This window comes from Escherichia sp. WS547, from assembly GCF_046486065.1.
Taxonomy (GTDB): Bacteria; Pseudomonadota; Gammaproteobacteria; order Enterobacterales; family Enterobacteriaceae; genus Escherichia; species Escherichia coli.
This window is the reverse complement of the sequence record NZ_JBJQMA010000001.1, coordinates 373,174-389,490: the sequence shown is the minus strand read 5'-3', so window position 1 is coordinate 389,490 and position 16,317 is coordinate 373,174. Positions and strand designations below refer to the sequence as shown.

Sequence of the window (16,317 nt, the reverse complement as noted above, 5' to 3'; positions counted from 1 at the left end):
TATCCCTGACAGCCTACAAAACGCAATTGAAGAACGCGAGGCATCGTCTTAACGAGGCACCGAGGCGTCGCATTCTTCAGATGGTTCAACCCTTAAGTTAGCGCTTATGGGGATCCTCCCCGCCATTGGCAAACCAGCTTGCGGCAAGGCGCTGTTTTTCTTTCATCTGACGTTGCAGGCTATCGTCGGTGATCAGCCGTAACGCCTGATTCGGGCAAGCGCGAACGCAGGCCGGACCTTCTGGCAAGAAATCACACAGGTCGCATTTCACCGCGACGGTCTGGACACCCGGTTCCCAGCGCAGCAAAGCATGTTGGGTCGGCGCGTTTTCTTCGCCGTCTTTGAGTGAGCCATCAGCCTGAAAAACATATTGCGCCGGGGCATTCACCGGACGGCTTCCTGAAGCGCTGATTGCACCAAATGGGCAGACCACGGCGCAAAGCTTGCAACCAATACAAAGGCTTTCGTTGAGTTGGATCGCATCATCCCTCTGGGAGATGGCATTGACCGGGCAGACCTGCAGGCAAGGGGCTTCCTCACAGTGATGACACACGACAGGGGCAGTGAGTGTTGACGTCTTCGCCAGGGCCAGGCGCGGGTGTTGCTGTAAACCTTGCGTTTTATGCACGTCCGAACAGGCAGCGAGACAGGTATTACATCCTGTACACCACAGTGGTTCGGCCACCACAAAGCGGTTCATGTCGGCTCCTTGAAAATGATATGAAACATTGCATTTCATATTGCATAAAGGATGCCAGTCTGATTAATTTAATGTATTCAATAAGTTATGAATTAACTGTATTCTGAACGGTACAAAAATGATGGTCATTAACGTTCAGCAAAAAATGAATTCGACACCCGTGTCGCAGGGGAAAGCGAGAATGTGATCTTGATCACGAGAAGTGAGGTGTGCTGACCGCAAGCGCAGCCAGCACGGAATGGAGCAAAGTAATCAGGCGTGTTCTTTCAGCCAGTTCAGCACAACGTCGTGGTGATTGCTGGTTTTGAAATCGTCAAAGACATGTTCGATTTTGCCATCAGCGTCAATCAGGAAGCTGATGCGATGAATACCATCGTAGGTTTTGCCCATGAAGGACTTTTCACCCCAGACGCCGAATTGTTCGCACACCTGGTGGTCCTCATCAGACAGGAGCGTAAAGTTAAGCAGCTCTTTTTCCGCAAAACGGGAGAGTTTTTCGGGTTTATCGGTGCTGATACCCAGCACATCAACGCCCGCTTTTTTCAACTCATCCATGTTATCGCGTAAGCCGCAGGCCTGTACGGTACAGCCGGGGGTCATGGCTTTCGGGTAGAAATAAACCAGAACACGCTGTCCCTGGAAGTCGGTCAAATTAACTTGTTCTCCGTCTTGATCCGGCAAGCTAAATTTCGGTGCGATATCACCGGCTTTCAGTGGATTCATTACTTAACTCCATCCTGTTCATCATGTTGGGAATAATTGACGACGTTAATACTGCCTTGTGCATTGAGTTCTGTACATAGGGCTTTGAACGCTTGCTCAATATTTGCTGCGTCCGCAGATGCGGGGCTGTGGGCGGTTATCTGAATATGCAACTGCGCAGCCCGTTCATTTTCAGCAGGTTGCGTGCGTGACACCAGCTCCGCAATGTTCATATGATGCGCGTCGAAAAGTGCTGTGAAGCGTTCAATTAAATGCGGGGAGTCTGCCACATCGACCTGAACCCAGACAGATGCTGGCATTGGCGGACGCGGACGCGCCGTCGTGCGCTTCATCACGATTAAAAGATCCAGTTCTGCACCTTTCAACGGTAACGTTGATTCAATCAGAGTAATGGCATTCCATGAACCGGAAAGCAGCATGATAAACGTGAACTCTTCTCCCAGCATCGCCAGGCGACTGTCTTCAATATTACAGCCGCAACTACTGACATGACGGGTGATGGTGTTCACAATTCCAGGGCGATCGGCACCCAACGCAGTGATCACCAGATAATGTTGCGATGACAGTGTCAAACTGGTTATTCCTTTAAGGGGTGAGTTGTTCTTAAGGAAAGCATAAAAAAAACATGCATACAACAATCAGAACGGTTCTGTCTGCTTGCTTTTAATGCCATACCAAACGTACCATTGAGACACTTGTTTGCACAGAGGATGGCCCATGTTCACGGGAAGTATTGTCGCGATTGTTACTCCGATGGATGAAAAAGGTAATGTCTGTCGGGCTAGCTTGAAAAAACTGATTGATTATCATGTCGCCAGCGGTACTTCGGCGATCGTTTCTGTTGGCACCACTGGCGAGTCCGCTACCTTAAATCATGACGAACATGCTGATGTGGTGATGATGACGCTGGAGCTGGCTGACGGGCGCATTCCGGTGATTGCCGGGACCGGCGCTAACGCTACTGCGGAAGCCATTAGCCTGACGCAGCGCTTCAATGACAGTGGTATCGTCGGCTGCCTGACGGTAACCCCTTACTACAATCGTCCGTCGCAAGAAGGTTTGTATCAGCATTTCAAAGCCATCGCTGAACATACTGACCTGCCGCAAATTCTGTATAATGTGCCGTCCCGTACTGGCTGCGATCTGCTCCCGGAAACGGTGGGCCGTCTGGCGAAAGTAAAAAATATTATCGGAATCAAAGAGGCAACAGGGAACTTAACGCGTGTAAACCAGATCAAAGAGCTGGTTTCAGATGATTTTGTTCTGCTGAGCGGCGATGATGCGAGCGCGCTGGACTTCATGCAATTAGGCGGTCATGGGGTTATTTCCGTTACGGCTAACGTCGCAGCGCGTGATATGGCCCAGATGTGCAAACTGGCAGCAGAAGGGCATTTTGCCGAGGCACGCGTTATTAATCAGCGTCTGATGCCATTACACAACAAACTATTTGTCGAACCCAATCCAATCCCGGTGAAATGGGCATGTAAGGAACTGGGTCTTGTGGCGACCGATACGCTGCGCCTGCCAATGACACCTATCACCGACAGTGGTCGTGAGACGGTCAGAGCGGCGCTTAAGCATGCCGGTTTGCTGTAAAGTTTAGGGAGATTTGATGGCTTACTCTGTTCAAAAGTCGCGCCTGGCAAAGGTTGCGGGTGTTTCGCTTGTTTTATTACTCGCTGCCTGTAGTTCTGACTCACGCTATAAGCGTCAGGTCAGTGGTGATGAAGCCTACCTGGAAGCGGCACCGCTTGCGGAGCTTCATGCCCCGGCTGGAATGATTTTGCCGGTGACCTCCGGTGATTATGCAATCCCGGTGACCAACGGTAGTGGTGCTGTCGGTAAGGCGCTGGACATTCGTCCACCAGCCCAGCCGCTGGCACTGGTTTCTGGCGCGCGTACCCAGTTCACGGGCGATACCGCTTCATTGCTGGTGGAAAATGGTCGTGGCAATACTCTGTGGCCGCAGGTGGTTAGCGTGCTGCAGGCGAAAAACTACACCATCACCCAACGTGATGATGCTGGTCAGACACTGACCACCGATTGGGTACAATGGAACCGTCTGGACGAAGACGAGCAGTATCGTGGTCGTTATCAAATCTCTGTTAAGCCGCAGGGTTATCAGCAGGCGGTTACGGTTAAACTGCTGAACCTGGAACAGGCGGGCAAACCGGTTGCAGACGCGGCTTCCATGCAGCGTTACAGCACGGAGATGATGAACGTTATTTCCGCCGGTCTGGATAAATCTGCCACTGACGCCGCGAACGCTGCGCAAAATCGTGCCTCCACCACTATGGACGTACAAAGTGCAGCTGATGACACCGGTTTACCGATGCTGGTCGTACGCGGGCCGTTCAATGTGGTTTGGCAACGTCTGCCAGCGGCGCTGGAAAAAGTGGGCATGAAAGTGACCGACAGCACCCGTTCGCAGGGTAACATGGCCGTAACTTACAAGCCGCTGTCTGACAGCGACTGGCAGGAACTGGGCGCGAGCGATCCAGGCCTGGCATCCGGTGACTATAAACTGCAGGTTGGCGATTTAGATAACCGCAGCAGCCTACAGTTCATCGATCCGAAAGGTCATACTCTGACTCAGAGTCAGAACGACGCGCTGGTAGCTGTCTTCCAGGCTGCGTTTAGCAAGTAAAAATACAGGGCTGGAGTCATCCGGCCCTTTTTTCTGATATGATACGCAAACGTGTGCGTCGGCAGAAAAATGCGATTTTAGCGGTAATTCGCACAAAATTTGTTTGTCGGACGTAGGTCGGATAAGGCGTTCTTGCCGCATCTGACAAAACATCCGGCACACCAGACAGCAAAAGATTTTAAAACGTTAATTCACACCCAGGAGTGATAAAGATGCAAAAGCAAGCTGAGTTGTATCGTGGTAAAGCGAAAACCGTATACAGCACGGAAAACCCGGACCTGTTGGTGCTCGAATTCCGCAATGATACGTCAGCAGGGGATGGCGCGCGCATTGAGCAGTTTGATCGCAAAGGTATGGTGAACAACAAGTTCAACTACTTCATTATGAGCAAACTGGCTGAAGCGGGTATCCCGACTCAAATGGAGCGTCTGCTCTCCGATACCGAATGTCTGGTGAAAAAGCTGGATATGGTGCCGGTTGAGTGTGTCGTGCGTAACCGTGCTGCTGGCTCTCTGGTGAAACGACTTGGAATCGAAGAAGGTATTGAGCTGAACCCGCCGCTGTTCGATCTGTTCCTGAAAAACGACGCCATGCACGATCCGATGGTCAACGAATCTTACTGCGAAACCTTTGGCTGGGTAAGTAAAGAGAACCTGGCGCGTATGAAAGAGCTGACCTACAAAGCGAACGACGTGCTGAAAAAACTGTTCGATGATGCTGGTCTGATTTTGGTCGACTTTAAACTGGAGTTTGGCCTGTACAAAGGTGAAGTGGTACTGGGCGATGAGTTCTCCCCGGACGGCAGCCGCCTGTGGGACAAAGAAACGCTGGAGAAAATGGACAAGGACCGTTTCCGCCAGAGCCTCGGTGGCCTGATCGAGGCCTATGAAGCCGTCGCCCGCCGCCTGGGTGTACAGCTGGACTGATTTTTCTGCTCATCATCTTGCCGTGCAGCTGGCACGGCAAGACAACCGCTCTCATAAGATGTGCATTGAACGCTCATTCCTCCGCCATTTCATCCCGCTTTCCTGTGGTAATCTTCCTCTGAACCACCTACGATCATTTCTATAATGAATATATTGTTGAGGTATCTATGCGTTGGCAAGGGCGACGTGAAAGTGACAATGTTGAAGACAGGCGCAACAGCTCTGGTGGTCCGTCTATGGGCGGTCCCGGTTTTCGCCTGCCAAGCGGTAAAGGCGGGCTGATTTTACTGATTGTCGTGCTGGTTGCAGGCTACTATGGCGTTGATTTAACCGGGTTGATGACCGGACAGCCGGTTTCTCAACAGCAATCAACGCGGTCAATTAGCCCAAATGAAGACGAAGCCGCAAAATTCACCTCGGTGATTCTGGCAACCACGGAAGACACCTGGGGACAGCAGTTCGAGAAGATGGGTAAGACCTATCAGCAACCGAAGCTGGTCATGTACCGTGGAATGACGCGCACCGGATGCGGGGCGGGCCAGTCCATTATGGGACCGTTCTATTGCCCGGCGGATGGCACGGTTTATATCGATCTCTCCTTCTATGATGACATGAAAGACAAACTTGGCGCGGATGGCGATTTTGCCCAGGGGTACGTTATCGCCCATGAAGTCGGTCATCATGTGCAGAAACTGTTAGGCATCGAGCCGAAAGTTCGTCAACTGCAACAAAACGCGACGCAGGCGGAAGTGAACCGCTTATCTGTGCGTATGGAACTCCAGGCCGACTGTTTTGCCGGTGTCTGGGGGCATAGTATGCAGCAGCAAGGTGTTCTGGAAACCGGCGATCTGGAAGAGGCGCTGAACGCGGCGCAGGCCATCGGCGATGACCGTTTACAACAGCAAAGTCAGGGGCGAGTAGTACCAGACAGTTTCACTCATGGCACTTCTCAGCAACGCTACAGCTGGTTTAAACGTGGTTTCGACAGCGGTGATCCGGCACAATGCAATACTTTTGGTAAAAGCATTTAACTTCCGGGGCAGGGATGGCTGAACTGACTGCGCTTCACACATTAACAGCGCAAATGAAACGTGAAGGGATCCGCCGCTTGCTGGTGTTGAGCGGGGAAGAGGGTTGGTGTTTTGATCATGCGCTTAAGTTGCGTGATGCCTTACCTGGCGACTGGCTGTGGATTTCGCCGCAGCCAGTCGCTGAAAACCACTGTTTTCCCTCGGCGCTACAAACTTTACTTGGGCGCGAATTCCGGCATGCGGTATTCGACGCCCGCCACGGCTTTGATGCCGCTGCCTTTGCAGCACTTAGCGGAACGTTGAAAGCGGGAAGCTGGCTGGTGTTGTTACTCCCTGTATGGGAAGAGTGGGAAAACCAACCTGATGCCGACTCGCTGCGCTGGAGTGATTGCCCTGACCCTATTGCGACGCCGCATTTTGTCCAGCATCTCAAACGTGTACTTACGGCGAATAACGACGCCATCCTCTGGCGGCAAAACCAGCCGTTCACGTTGGTGCATTTTGCTCCCCGTACTGACTGGCACCCCGCGACCGGCACACCACAACCAGAACAACAGCAACTCTTACAGCAGTTACTGACCATGCCGCCGGGCGTGGCAGCGGTAACGGCTGCGCGTGGGCGCGGTAAATCGGCGTTGGCAGGGCAACTCATTTCTCGTATTGCGGGCAGTGCGATTGTCACCGCGCCCGCAAAAGCGGCAACGGATGTACTGGCACAATTTGCGGGCGAGAAGTTTCGCTTTATTGCACCGGATGCCTTGTTAGCCAGCGATGAGCAAGCCGACTGGCTGGTGGTCGATGAAGCCGCAGCCATACCTGCGCCGTTGTTGCATCAACTGGTATCGCGTTTTCCTCGAACGTTGTTAACCACTACGGTGCAGGGCTATGAAGGCACCGGACGTGGTTTTTTGCTGAAATTTTGCGCTCGCTTTCCACATTTACACCGTTTTGAACTGCAACAACCGATCCGCTGGGCGCAGGGATGCCCGCTGGAAAAAATGGTTAGTGAGGCACTGGTTTTTGACGACGAAAACTTCACTCACGAACCACAAGGTGACATCGTCATTTCTGCTTTTGAACAGACGTTATGGCGAAGCGAACCAGAAACGCCGTTAAAGGTATATCAGCTATTGTCTGGCGCGCACTACCGGACTTCGCCGCTGGATTTACGCCGCATGATGGATGCACCAGGGCAACATTTTTTACAGGCGGCTGGCGAAAACGAGATTGCCGGAGCGCTGTGGCTGGTGGATGAGGGCGGATTATCTCAAGAACTCAGTCAGGCGGTATGGGCGGGTTTTCGTCGCCCGCGGGGTAATCTGGTGGCCCAGTCGCTGGCGGCGCACGGCAGCAATCCACTGGCGGCGACATTGCGCGGACGGCGGGTTAGCCGGATAGCAGTTCATCCGGCTCGTCAGCGGGAAGGCACAGGGCGGCAACTTATTGCTGGTGCTTTGCAATATACGCAGGACCTCGACTATCTTTCGGTGAGTTTTGGTTACACCGGGGAATTATGGCGTTTCTGGCAACGCTGCGGTTTTGTGCTGGTGCGAATGGGTAATCATCGTGAAGCCAGCAGCGGTTGCTATACGGCGATGGCGCTGTTGCCGATGAGTGATGCGGGTAAACAACTGGCTGAAGGTGAGCATTACCGTTTACGTCGCGATGCGCAAGCTCTCGCAAAGTGGAATGGCGAAACGCTTCCTGTTGATCCACTAAACGATGCCGTCCTTTCTGACGACGACTGGCTTGAACTGGCCGGTTTTGCTTTCGCTCATCGTCCGCTATTAACATCGTTAGGTTGCTTATTGCGTCTGCTACAAACCAGTGAACTGGCATTACCGGCGCTGCGTGGGCGTTTACAGAAAAACGTCAGTGACGCGCAGTTATGTACCACACTTAAACTTTCAGGCCGTAAGCTGTTACTGGTCCGTCAACGCGAAGAAGCCGCGCAGGCGCTATACGCACTTGATGATGTTCGCACTGAGCGTCTGCGCGATCGCATAACGCAATGGCAATTTTTTCACTGACTCCTTCAATTTTCTCCCATGGTCATTGTGAGTCAGCGGCGTAAAATTAATGACATCAGTTAAGGAGTTCGCCATGAAACATGACCATTTTGTTGTTCAAAGCCCGGATAAACCTGCGCAACAGTTGTTACTGCTTTTCCACGGTGTCGGGGATAACCCGGTGGCAATGGGGGAAATAGGTAGCTGGTTTGCACCGCTGTTTCCTGATGCGCTGGTGGTGAGTGTCGGTGGCGCGGAGCCGAGCGGTAATCCGGCGGGGCGTCAGTGGTTTTCGGTGCAGGGTATTACGGAAGATAATCGCCAGGAGCGTGTGGATGCCATCATGTCGACGTTTATTGAAACGGTACGCTACTGGCAGAAACAAAGCGGAGTAGGGGCTAACGCCACGGCGCTAATCGGTTTCTCACAAGGCGCGATTATGGCGCTGGAGAGCATTAAAGCCGAACCGGGCCTTGCTTCGCGCGTCATTGCCTTCAACGGACGCTACGCGAGCCTGCCGGAAACCGCGTCTACAGCCACGACAATTCACTTGATTCATGGCGGTGAAGATCCGGTTATCGATCTGGCGCATGCGGTTGCGGCGCAGGAAGCGTTAATCAGTGCCGGTGGTGACGTGACGCTGGATATCGTGGAGGATTTAGGCCATGCGATCGACAATCGCAGTATGCAATTTGCCCTGGATCACTTGCGTTATACCATTCCGAAACATTATTTCGACGAAGCGCTAAGCGGCGGTAAGCCTGGCGATGATGATGTGATTGAAATGATGTAATAATAGCCGGGTAGGCCTGATAAGACTGTATCAGGCATCATGGCCGGATGTGGCGTGAACGCCTTATCCGGCCGCTCAGCTTACTTCTTCGGTTGATCCTTTTTCGGCCAGTCGTCGTCATCGTCCCACTTATCGTTGAAATCACGATGCGGGGGAAGCTCCGGCTTGTTGGCGAGAAATTTCTTATGGTCGACGCGCTTGAGATCTTTAATCACGTTCAGCAGGACGCCTACCAAAAAGACAATCACCAGAATCCACCAATATTTAGCCAGCCAGTCCATGCTTATTTCCTCTTGCAGAACCACTCATCAGGCGACGAGCTGTTCCATGATACGTTGATACATACGGGCAAGTAGCTGCAGGTCGGCAGCGTTCACACATTCATTAATTTTATGAATAGTGGCATTGACCGGCCCGAGTTCCACCACCTGCGCCCCCATGCGGGCAATAAAGCGCCCGTCGGACGTTCCGCCTGTGGTCAGTAGCTGCGGTTTAATTTCATTATAGTGCTCAACCGCGTTAACGACCGCATCCACCAGTTTACCGCGCGCGGTCAAAAATGGCTGCCCGGAAAGCCACCAATCCACCGTATAGCGCAGTTGATGTTTTTCAAGCAGGGCAAGTACCTGCGCTTTGATCATCTCATCAGTCAGTTCGGTGCTGAAGCGGAAGTTAAACTGCACAAACAGTTCACCCGGAATAACGTTGTTACTGCCCGTTCCCGCCTGAATATTGGCAATCTGCATACTGGTCGCCGGGAAGAATTCATTGCCCTGATCCCACTCAATAGCCACTAATTCATTAAGGAAAGGTGCTGCGCGATGTACCGGATTGTCAGCCAGATGTGGGTAGGCAACATGCCCCTGCACGCCATGAATGGTGAGGTTGCAGGTTAACGATCCGCGACGACCATTTTTCACCACATCACCAACCACTTCGATACTCGACGGTTCGCCGACCAGGCAGTAATCGAGACGCTCATTACGCGCCATTAACGCTTCGACGACTTTTACCGTACCGTTATGGGCACTGGCTTCTTCATCAGAAGTGATCAGAAATGCCAGTCGCCCCGTATGGTTGGGATGTTGTGCGACAAAGCGTTCTGCCGCTACCACCATCGCCGCCAGCGAGCCTTTCATATCTGCCGCACCGCGCCCGAATAACATGCCGTCACGAATGGTGGGTTCAAACGGCGGATTGATCCAACGATCGGCGTCGCCAGGCGGCACCACGTCGGTATGCCCGGCAAAGGCCAACGTTTCACCTTGCCCACGCCATGCCCAAAAATTCTGCGTATCGGCAAAGTCCATGCGTTCAACGGTAAAACCGATCGCCTGCAAACGTTCAATCAACAAAGCCTGGCATCCTGCATCATCAGGACTCAGGGAAGGGCGGCGAATAAGCTGTTGTGTCAGCTCAATAACCGGGCACGACATAGACTACACCTCATGGAAAAATTGCTGATAACTGGAATCACTGAAACCCAGCAGCATAGGCTTACCAGGCGCGCAGAGCAATGGACGTTTGATAATTGCAGGCATTTCAGTCATTAATGCCGCCGCAGAGGCCGCATCGATGATTTTATTGCGGGTGGTTTCGTCCAGTTTACGCCAGGTTGTACCACGGGTGTTGAGTAACGCTTCCCAGCCTAATTCGTTGATAAAACCGTTCAATAATTCGCTGTCCAGCCCATCGACGCGGTAATCATGAAAACGATAGTCGATGTTATTGGCTTCCAGCCAACGGCGAGCCTTTTTAATGGTGTCACAATTTTTGATGCCGTAAAGTGTAACCATAATGAATCCTTTTTCGATTTATGAGAATAAATACTCATTTAAGGGTGAAAACATTTTGCCTGCAAATGATTATCAGGAAATATAACATTATCGAAGTATTCAAATTAACAACTATTAAATAATATTAAACATTTTTAACGTAAACATTAAGAATATTCATCTTGTTATCTGCCTGTATTTTAACCAGAATTAAATCAGTATTAGATGCCGTATGAATATCTCGAAATGTTGCTGTGTATCACATACAAATCATCACCGCAGGACCATAGTATTTACATAAGGTTTGTCCCCCGGAGGTAGTCATCGCAGCAATCGAGTAAATTAGCTTCACCACGGTATATTGTTTCCGTAGAATACCCATAATTATAAGAGAGGTTGTTATGATTGAACGTGAACTGGGGAACTGGAAAGACTTTATCGAAGTTATGCTTCGTAAGTAATTCCTGAGACAAAGTACAAACAGCAAGAACCCGCTGAGCAGGTTCTTAATCGGAAAGTTGAAAAAGGCGACACATTGGCATGTCGCCTTTTTTATTGCTTATTCCGGGCGCGGCTTTAGCGGGAAGCGGCGGCGCACCAGCACAAAGAACAGCGGCACGAAGTAAATAGCCAGAATAGTGGCCGAAATCATCCCGCCCATTACGCCAGTACCCACCGCATGCTGACCACCGGAACCGGCACCCGTGCTGGTTGCCATTGGCAATACGCCGAAGATAAATGCCAGCGAGGTCATCAGAATTGGGCGTAAACGCTGACGGCAGGCGTGGAGCGTCGCTTCAAACAGGTCGTGGCCTTTTTGGTTCATCTCGTTAGCAAACTCGACGATCAGGATGGCGTTTTTCGCCGATAAACCAATGACCGTTAACAGGCCCACCTGGAAGTAAACGTCGTTTTCCAGCCCGCGCATCCAGGTTGCCAGCAGCGCGCCGATAACCCCCAGCGGCACGACCAGCATTACCGAGAACGGCACCGACCAGCTTTCATACAGCGCCGCCAGACACAGGAATACCACCAGCAAGGAAATAGCGTACAGCGCCGGAGCCTGCGCGCCGGAAAGCCGCTCCTGATACGACATCGCCGTCCACTCCAGACCAAAGCCGTTTGGCAGCTGCTTCACTAACGATTCCATAATATCCATCGCCGTACCGGTACTGACCCCCGGTGCGGCTTCCCCAACAATCTCAACCGCAGAATAACCGTTATAGCGTTCCAGACGCGGCGAGCCTGTCTCCCAGCGTGAGGTCGCGAAAGCAGAGAAGGGCACCATGCCGCCATCTTTATTTCGGACATACCAGAGATTGATGTCATCTGGCAGCATGCGATACGGCGCAGCTGCCTGCACATAGACTTTCTTCACGCGACCGCGATCCATAAAGTCATTCACATAGCTCGAACCCCAGGCGGTTTGCAGTGTGTCGTTAATATCGTCGATAGCAACGCCCAGCGCCTGAGCTTTACGCTGGTCGATATCAATCTGCAACTGCGGACTGTCGTCGAGGCCGTTATGGCGCACACGGGTTAGCTCCGGGTTTTCCGCTGCCAGCGCCAGCAACTGGTTTCGTGCTGTCATCAGCGCATCGTGACCCGCTCCAGCGTGGTCCTGCAACTCCATATCAAAACCCGCAGAACTACCAAGACCGCTAATTGCTGGCGGGCTGCTGGCGATAACGCGAGCTTCTTTAATCTTGTTAAACGCCTTCGTTGCACGCTCGATAATGGCAAACGAGGTGCCGGTCTTACTGTCGCGTTCGCTCCAGTCTTTCAGGCGGATAAACATTCTCGCCACGTTTTGCCCGTTACCCCCAGGGCCAGAACCAACGGTGGCAAACACCGACATGATGTTGTCTTTTTCATGGGTGAAGTAGTATTTCTCGATTTGCTCAACGACTTTCAGGGTCTGTTGTTGGGTTGAACCGCTGGGCAACTGTACCGAGGTAGTAAACATGCCCCGGTCTTCCAGTGGCAAGAACGACGTCGGCAAACGCAGGAACAGGAACACCATGCCGCCAAGCAGCAGGACATAAATCACAATCCAGCGCAGGCTACGGTGGAGAATTTTCGCCACCCCTTTTTCGTAGCGTTCGGCGTTGCGGTTAAACATCTGGTTAAACCAGGCAAAAAAGCCTTTTTGCCCGTGATGCTCACCCTTTTTCAGTGGCTTAAGTAGCGTGGCACACAGAGCCGGAGTGAGGATCATCGCTACCAGTACTGACAGCACCATCGCCGCAACAATGGTAATAGAGAACTGGCGATAGATGGCACCGGTGGTGCCGCCGAAGAAGGCCATTGGTACAAATACCGCCGAAAGCACCATCGCAATCCCGACCAGTGCCCCCTGGATCTGCCCCATCGATTTACGTGTGGCTTCGCGAGGAGTGAGTCCTTCCTCACTCATAATACGTTCGACGTTTTCCACCACCACGATGGCGTCATCCACCAGCAGACCGATCGCCAGCACCATTGCGAACATGGTTAAGGTGTTGACGCTGTAACCGAAGGCGTAAAGTACGGAGAAGGTTCCCATCAACACCACCGGCACGGCGATAGTGGGTATCAGCGTGGCGCGGAAGTTTTGCAGGAACAGATACATAACGAGGAAAACCAGAGCGATAGCTTCCAGCAGCGTTTTCACCACGTCTTCAATGGAGGCTTTAACAAACGAGGTGGTTTCATACGCCACCTTGTATTCCAGTCCGTGCGGGAAATACTGCGCCAGCTCGTCGAGACGATTGAGCACCAGCTCCGCTGTCGCCATTTCGTTCGCGCCGGAGGCCAGTTTTACCCCCAACCCGGAGGCTGGCTTACCATTGAAGCGGCTAAGATAATCGTATTTCTCCGCCCCCATTTCGACGGTGGCGACATCGCCCAGCCTTACCTCTGAGCCGTCCTGATTCACCCGCAAGGTGATATCGCGGAACTGTTCTGGTGTTTGCAGCAGTGACTGGGCGTTAATGGTGGCGTTGAGCGCCTGCTTATCGACGGAAGGCGTACCACCAAGTTGCCCAACCGCAATCTGCGCGTTCTGTGACTCAATGGCATCAGTGACATCTTTAGCCGTCATCTGGAAACTGTTGAGTTTCGCCGGGTCCAGCCAGATACGCATGGAATATTGCGAACCATAGGCATCGATATCCCCGACGCCATTCACGCGGCTTAACGGATCCTGAATATTACTGGCAACGTAATCGGCAATATCCTGTTTATCCATCGAACCATCGGTAGAGACGAAGGCAATGGTCAGAATGTTGGTATCGCCGGTTTTACGCACCGTCACGCCCTGATTTTGCACCGCCTGCGGTAACTTTCGCATGGCTGATTGCAGCTGGTTTTGTACTTGCTGCACGGCTTCGTCCGGATCGGTGCCTGCTTTAAAACTTAAAGTGACAGATGCCTGGCCGGTGCCACTGCTCTGAGACGACATATACATCAGATTATCGAGACCGGTCATATTTTGCTCGATAACCTGGGTCACGGTGTTTTCCAGCGTCTGGGCCGATGCGCCGGGATAGTTAGCGGTCACTCGCACATTCGGTGGCGCGAGATCGGGGTATTGTTCAACGGGCAATGAGAAAATCGCCAGGGTCCCTGTCAGACACAACAGGATTGCCAGCACCCAGGCAAAAATGGGGCGATCAATAAAGAAATTCGCCATTAAAAGAGGACCTCGTGTTTCTGCGTATCGTTGTAGGCTTGACTTGCTTCACTGTAGCGGCAAGGTACGAGCCAATCGTGGAGAAAAAAAGGAGTTAATGTAAATTATCATGCCCTTTTATACTGAACCTTAAGTGCCACTATTCTTTGGTCAATAAGAGGCATTACATCAGCTGACTTTCCTCACCCTCCGCAGAGCGAAAGCTAATACTCACTAACGTGCCGCCGCCGGAAGGTTGCGAAAAAGTCAGCGTCCCACCCAATCTTTCCGCGCGTTCGCGCATGATATTCAGACCATAATGGCCTTCGGGTTCTTTCGGTTCACCGATGCCAATCCCGTTGTCGCGAATATAGACCGTGTGATTGCCATCCGGCGCGGTGACGCAGCTAACGGCGATTTCGCTGGCGTTGGCGTGCTTCATCGCATTCAGCACCGCTTCGCGAATAATTTGCAACAAATGCACCTGCATTTGCGCATCCAGCGCCAGGGTTGGCAGGCGGCAGTCGAGGGTCAGTTTAGCGCTGGTTTGATTTTGTAACGTATCCAGCATTTCCCTCAACGCGGAGGGGAGATCTGCCTGCTGCAGCGTCAGGCGGAAAGTAGTCAACAGCTCGCGTAACTGCCGATAAGCATCATTCAACGCCTGGGAAAAATCGGCCATGATACTTTGTGCGGTGGCGTTATCTTCCGGTATCGAACGCTTCAGTAACGTCAACTGGATACGTAAGTAAGAAAGTACCTGAGCCAGCGAGTCGTGCAATTCGCGGGCGATGGTCGCACGTTCTTCCATCAACAATAACTGCTGAAAATGCTTCTGCGCCTGATTAAAGTACAAACCGCGTCCCAGCATCGACGAAACGCTGTTAAGCAGCGGTTCTGATGATGAAACGTGACTATTTTGCCAGTGCAGTTCGCCGTAAACCGTCTCTTGCATTGTCACTGGTAAAATCTGCATCGGCAATTCCGGGTTTGGTTGCCCTTCGCTAATCCGCCAGTTTTCACCGACATTTAACTCCAGATATTCAGCCGCTTCGTTGTCGCGCACAATCTGCAAAATATGGCGGAAACAATGCACATCAATCTGGCTGGTGTTCAGCGCCTGCGAACACTGATACAACACCTCCAGGCGACGCTTGGCCTCGTGGAGGTCGCGGGTCTTTTCTTCTACTGACGCCTCCAGCGAACGGTACAATTTATGTAGCTCGCTCGACATCTGGTTAAAGGTTTTGGCAAGCAGGCCAAGCTCATTCGGCAGGCTGGTATCCAGCGGCGGCGAGTCGAACTGTCCGTGTTCAATACGCTGACTGGCGGTAACCAGCTGATTCAGCGGGGCAACCACCTGATGGCGTATGCGGCGCAAAGTAAAAAAGACCAGCGTGAAAATACCGATGCCGCCAGCCAGGGAAATCGCCACCACCAGCAGCATTTTGCGTTCAGCGTAGTGCTGTAAAGCCAGCACGAACAGGTCTATTTGATTAACATAATTATTAATATTGGCCTGATACCACGGCAAGTCGCCCTTGCTGAGCCGATTATTCATCTCCAGCCAGTTGGCATTCAGATGCGCGTAGCGGGTTTTTACTGCCTCTGGCACATACCAGACGTTGAGATTGGTTAATACCGGTGAATGCAGTGCCTGCTGAAACAACTGGCGATGTGCATTGAGTTGTGGACTGCCACTTTGCAAGTCGTAGCCCAGGCGGTAACTCTGCATACGCAGCGATCCGGCAATATTGATAGCCTCAGCGTCGCGTAAACTGCTCGCCAGCGTTAGCAGAGCGATACCCGTGGAAAGAATCGACAGCAGCACAATGTAAAAAAAGGCCCGGGCCAGACTGGCCGAGACGGGTCGTTTAACAATCACACGCGTCTTCTCCACAAAAAATCATTAATGTTCCAGTTCGCTGAAACGCAATTTAGTCAGTGATGGGATTATTTGATCTGCCACAGTTTATAGCGAAATAGTTACTTATTCTGGGCACATGAACATTGCCGATTCCCCTGTAAGTCGGGTAATAACAACACTCATATAAAGCATAA

At 52.1% G+C, this 16,317-nt stretch carries 15 protein-coding genes; 7 read left to right on the top strand and 8 right to left on the bottom strand.

Annotated elements, in window-relative coordinates; translation table 11 throughout:
• Window positions 1–97: 97 nt before the first annotated feature.
• The 3 genes from hyfA to ACJHWK_RS01780 all read right to left on the bottom strand — a co-directional run bounded on the left by hyfA (window position 98) and on the right by ACJHWK_RS01780 (window position 1,995).
• Window positions 98–700 (bottom strand): hydrogenase 4 subunit HyfA, encoded by a 603-nt coding sequence (gene hyfA / locus ACJHWK_RS01790; protein ID WP_101218078.1) that lies wholly within the window; start codon window positions 698–700, stop codon window positions 98–100.
• 252 nt (window positions 701–952) lie between these two features.
• Window positions 953–1,423, bottom strand: coding sequence for a thioredoxin-dependent thiol peroxidase (gene bcp / locus ACJHWK_RS01785; RefSeq protein ID WP_001068682.1), 471 nt, complete (start codon window positions 1,421–1,423; stop codon window positions 953–955).
• The gene (locus ACJHWK_RS01780) at window positions 1,423–1,995 is read right to left on the bottom strand and encodes a glycine cleavage system transcriptional repressor (RefSeq protein ID WP_000176187.1); all 573 of its coding nucleotides are present in this window, start codon (window positions 1,993–1,995) and stop codon (window positions 1,423–1,425) included. Before ACJHWK_RS01780 ends, bcp begins: the two co-directional genes overlap by 1 nt.
• A gap of 145 nt (window positions 1,996–2,140) precedes the next feature.
• On the opposite strand from ACJHWK_RS01780, the gene dapA reads away from it, so the two are divergent.
• The 6 genes from dapA to ypfH all read left to right on the top strand — a co-directional run bounded on the left by dapA (window position 2,141) and on the right by ypfH (window position 8,829).
• Window positions 2,141–3,019 carry a 4-hydroxy-tetrahydrodipicolinate synthase gene (gene dapA / locus ACJHWK_RS01775; RefSeq protein WP_001295469.1) on the top strand — a complete coding sequence of 293 codons (879 nt, stop codon included), beginning with the start codon at window positions 2,141–2,143 and terminating at the stop codon, window positions 3,017–3,019.
• A gap of 16 nt (window positions 3,020–3,035) precedes the next feature.
• Window positions 3,036–4,070: an outer membrane protein assembly factor BamC gene (bamC, locus tag ACJHWK_RS01770; protein ID WP_001297320.1), complete on the top strand. Its 1,035-nt coding sequence runs from the start codon at window positions 3,036–3,038 to the stop codon at window positions 4,068–4,070.
• Window positions 4,071–4,282: 212 nt separating this feature from the next.
• Entirely contained in the window at window positions 4,283–4,996 is a 714-nt protein-coding gene (gene purC / locus ACJHWK_RS01765; protein WP_001295467.1) for a phosphoribosylaminoimidazolesuccinocarboxamide synthase, read from the top strand.
• A 167-nt stretch (window positions 4,997–5,163) separates the two neighbouring features.
• The gene (locus ACJHWK_RS01760; protein WP_001267498.1) at window positions 5,164–6,027 is read left to right on the top strand and encodes a neutral zinc metallopeptidase; all 864 of its coding nucleotides are present in this window, start codon (window positions 5,164–5,166) and stop codon (window positions 6,025–6,027) included.
• Between the two features lie 14 nt (window positions 6,028–6,041).
• Complete coding sequence (gene tmcA, locus ACJHWK_RS01755) at window positions 6,042–8,057, top strand: tRNA cytosine(34) acetyltransferase TmcA (protein WP_001521024.1); 2,016 nt, start codon at window positions 6,042–6,044, stop codon at window positions 8,055–8,057.
• 73 nt (window positions 8,058–8,130) lie between these two features.
• The gene (gene ypfH, locus ACJHWK_RS01750) at window positions 8,131–8,829 is read left to right on the top strand and encodes an esterase (RefSeq protein ID WP_001521023.1); all 699 of its coding nucleotides are present in this window, start codon (window positions 8,131–8,133) and stop codon (window positions 8,827–8,829) included.
• Between the two features lie 80 nt (window positions 8,830–8,909).
• On the opposite strand, the gene ACJHWK_RS01745 is transcribed toward ypfH, so the two are convergent.
• From ACJHWK_RS01745 to ACJHWK_RS01735, 3 genes are read right to left on the bottom strand one after another with little or no spacing between them, the layout of a single operon-like run.
• Window positions 8,910–9,110, bottom strand: a complete 201-nt coding sequence (locus ACJHWK_RS01745; RefSeq protein ID WP_000383836.1) for a YpfN family protein — start codon at window positions 9,108–9,110, stop codon at window positions 8,910–8,912.
• A 27-nt stretch (window positions 9,111–9,137) separates the two neighbouring features.
• On the bottom strand, window positions 9,138–10,265 hold the full coding sequence (dapE, locus tag ACJHWK_RS01740; protein ID WP_001277801.1) for a succinyl-diaminopimelate desuccinylase: 1,128 nt from the start codon (window positions 10,263–10,265) through the stop codon (window positions 9,138–9,140).
• Window positions 10,266–10,268: 3 nt separating this feature from the next.
• Window positions 10,269–10,625 carry an ArsC family reductase gene (locus tag ACJHWK_RS01735; protein WP_001521022.1) on the bottom strand — a complete coding sequence of 119 codons (357 nt, stop codon included), beginning with the start codon at window positions 10,623–10,625 and terminating at the stop codon, window positions 10,269–10,271.
• A gap of 380 nt (window positions 10,626–11,005) precedes the next feature.
• Between ACJHWK_RS01735 and ypfM the strand changes: the two genes are divergently transcribed.
• Window positions 11,006–11,065: a protein YpfM gene (ypfM, locus tag ACJHWK_RS01730; protein WP_001386977.1), complete on the top strand. Its 60-nt coding sequence runs from the start codon at window positions 11,006–11,008 to the stop codon at window positions 11,063–11,065.
• Between the two features lie 98 nt (window positions 11,066–11,163).
• Here ypfM and acrD read toward each other — a convergent pair whose 3' ends face one another.
• On the bottom strand, window positions 11,164–14,277 hold the full coding sequence (acrD, locus tag ACJHWK_RS01725; protein WP_001521020.1) for a multidrug efflux RND transporter permease AcrD: 3,114 nt from the start codon (window positions 14,275–14,277) through the stop codon (window positions 11,164–11,166).
• Between the two features lie 163 nt (window positions 14,278–14,440).
• Entirely contained in the window at window positions 14,441–16,141 is a 1,701-nt protein-coding gene (gene narQ / locus ACJHWK_RS01720) for a nitrate/nitrite two-component system sensor histidine kinase NarQ (RefSeq protein WP_001307936.1), read from the bottom strand.
• Window positions 16,142–16,317: the final 176 nt, after the last annotated feature.

Coding starts and splice junctions, on each gene's coding strand:
- bcp (WP_001068682.1), bottom strand. CDS start 1,423: ATGAATCCACTGAAAGCCGGTGATATCGCACCGAAATTTAGCTTGCCG.
- ACJHWK_RS01745 (WP_000383836.1), bottom strand. CDS start 9,110: ATGGACTGGCTGGCTAAATATTGGTGGATTCTGGTGATTGTCTTTTTG.
- hyfA (WP_101218078.1), bottom strand. CDS start 700: ATGAACCGCTTTGTGGTGGCCGAACCACTGTGGTGTACAGGATGTAAT.
- dapA (WP_001295469.1), top strand. CDS start 2,141: ATGTTCACGGGAAGTATTGTCGCGATTGTTACTCCGATGGATGAAAAA.
- ACJHWK_RS01760 (WP_001267498.1), top strand. CDS start 5,164: ATGCGTTGGCAAGGGCGACGTGAAAGTGACAATGTTGAAGACAGGCGC.
- ACJHWK_RS01735 (WP_001521022.1), bottom strand. CDS start 10,625: ATGGTTACACTTTACGGCATCAAAAATTGTGACACCATTAAAAAGGCT.
- tmcA (WP_001521024.1), top strand. CDS start 6,042: ATGGCTGAACTGACTGCGCTTCACACATTAACAGCGCAAATGAAACGT.
- dapE (WP_001277801.1), bottom strand. CDS start 10,265: ATGTCGTGCCCGGTTATTGAGCTGACACAACAGCTTATTCGCCGCCCT.
- ypfH (WP_001521023.1), top strand. CDS start 8,131: ATGAAACATGACCATTTTGTTGTTCAAAGCCCGGATAAACCTGCGCAA.
- bamC (WP_001297320.1), top strand. CDS start 3,036: ATGGCTTACTCTGTTCAAAAGTCGCGCCTGGCAAAGGTTGCGGGTGTT.
- purC (WP_001295467.1), top strand. CDS start 4,283: ATGCAAAAGCAAGCTGAGTTGTATCGTGGTAAAGCGAAAACCGTATAC.
- acrD (WP_001521020.1), bottom strand. CDS start 14,277: ATGGCGAATTTCTTTATTGATCGCCCCATTTTTGCCTGGGTGCTGGCA.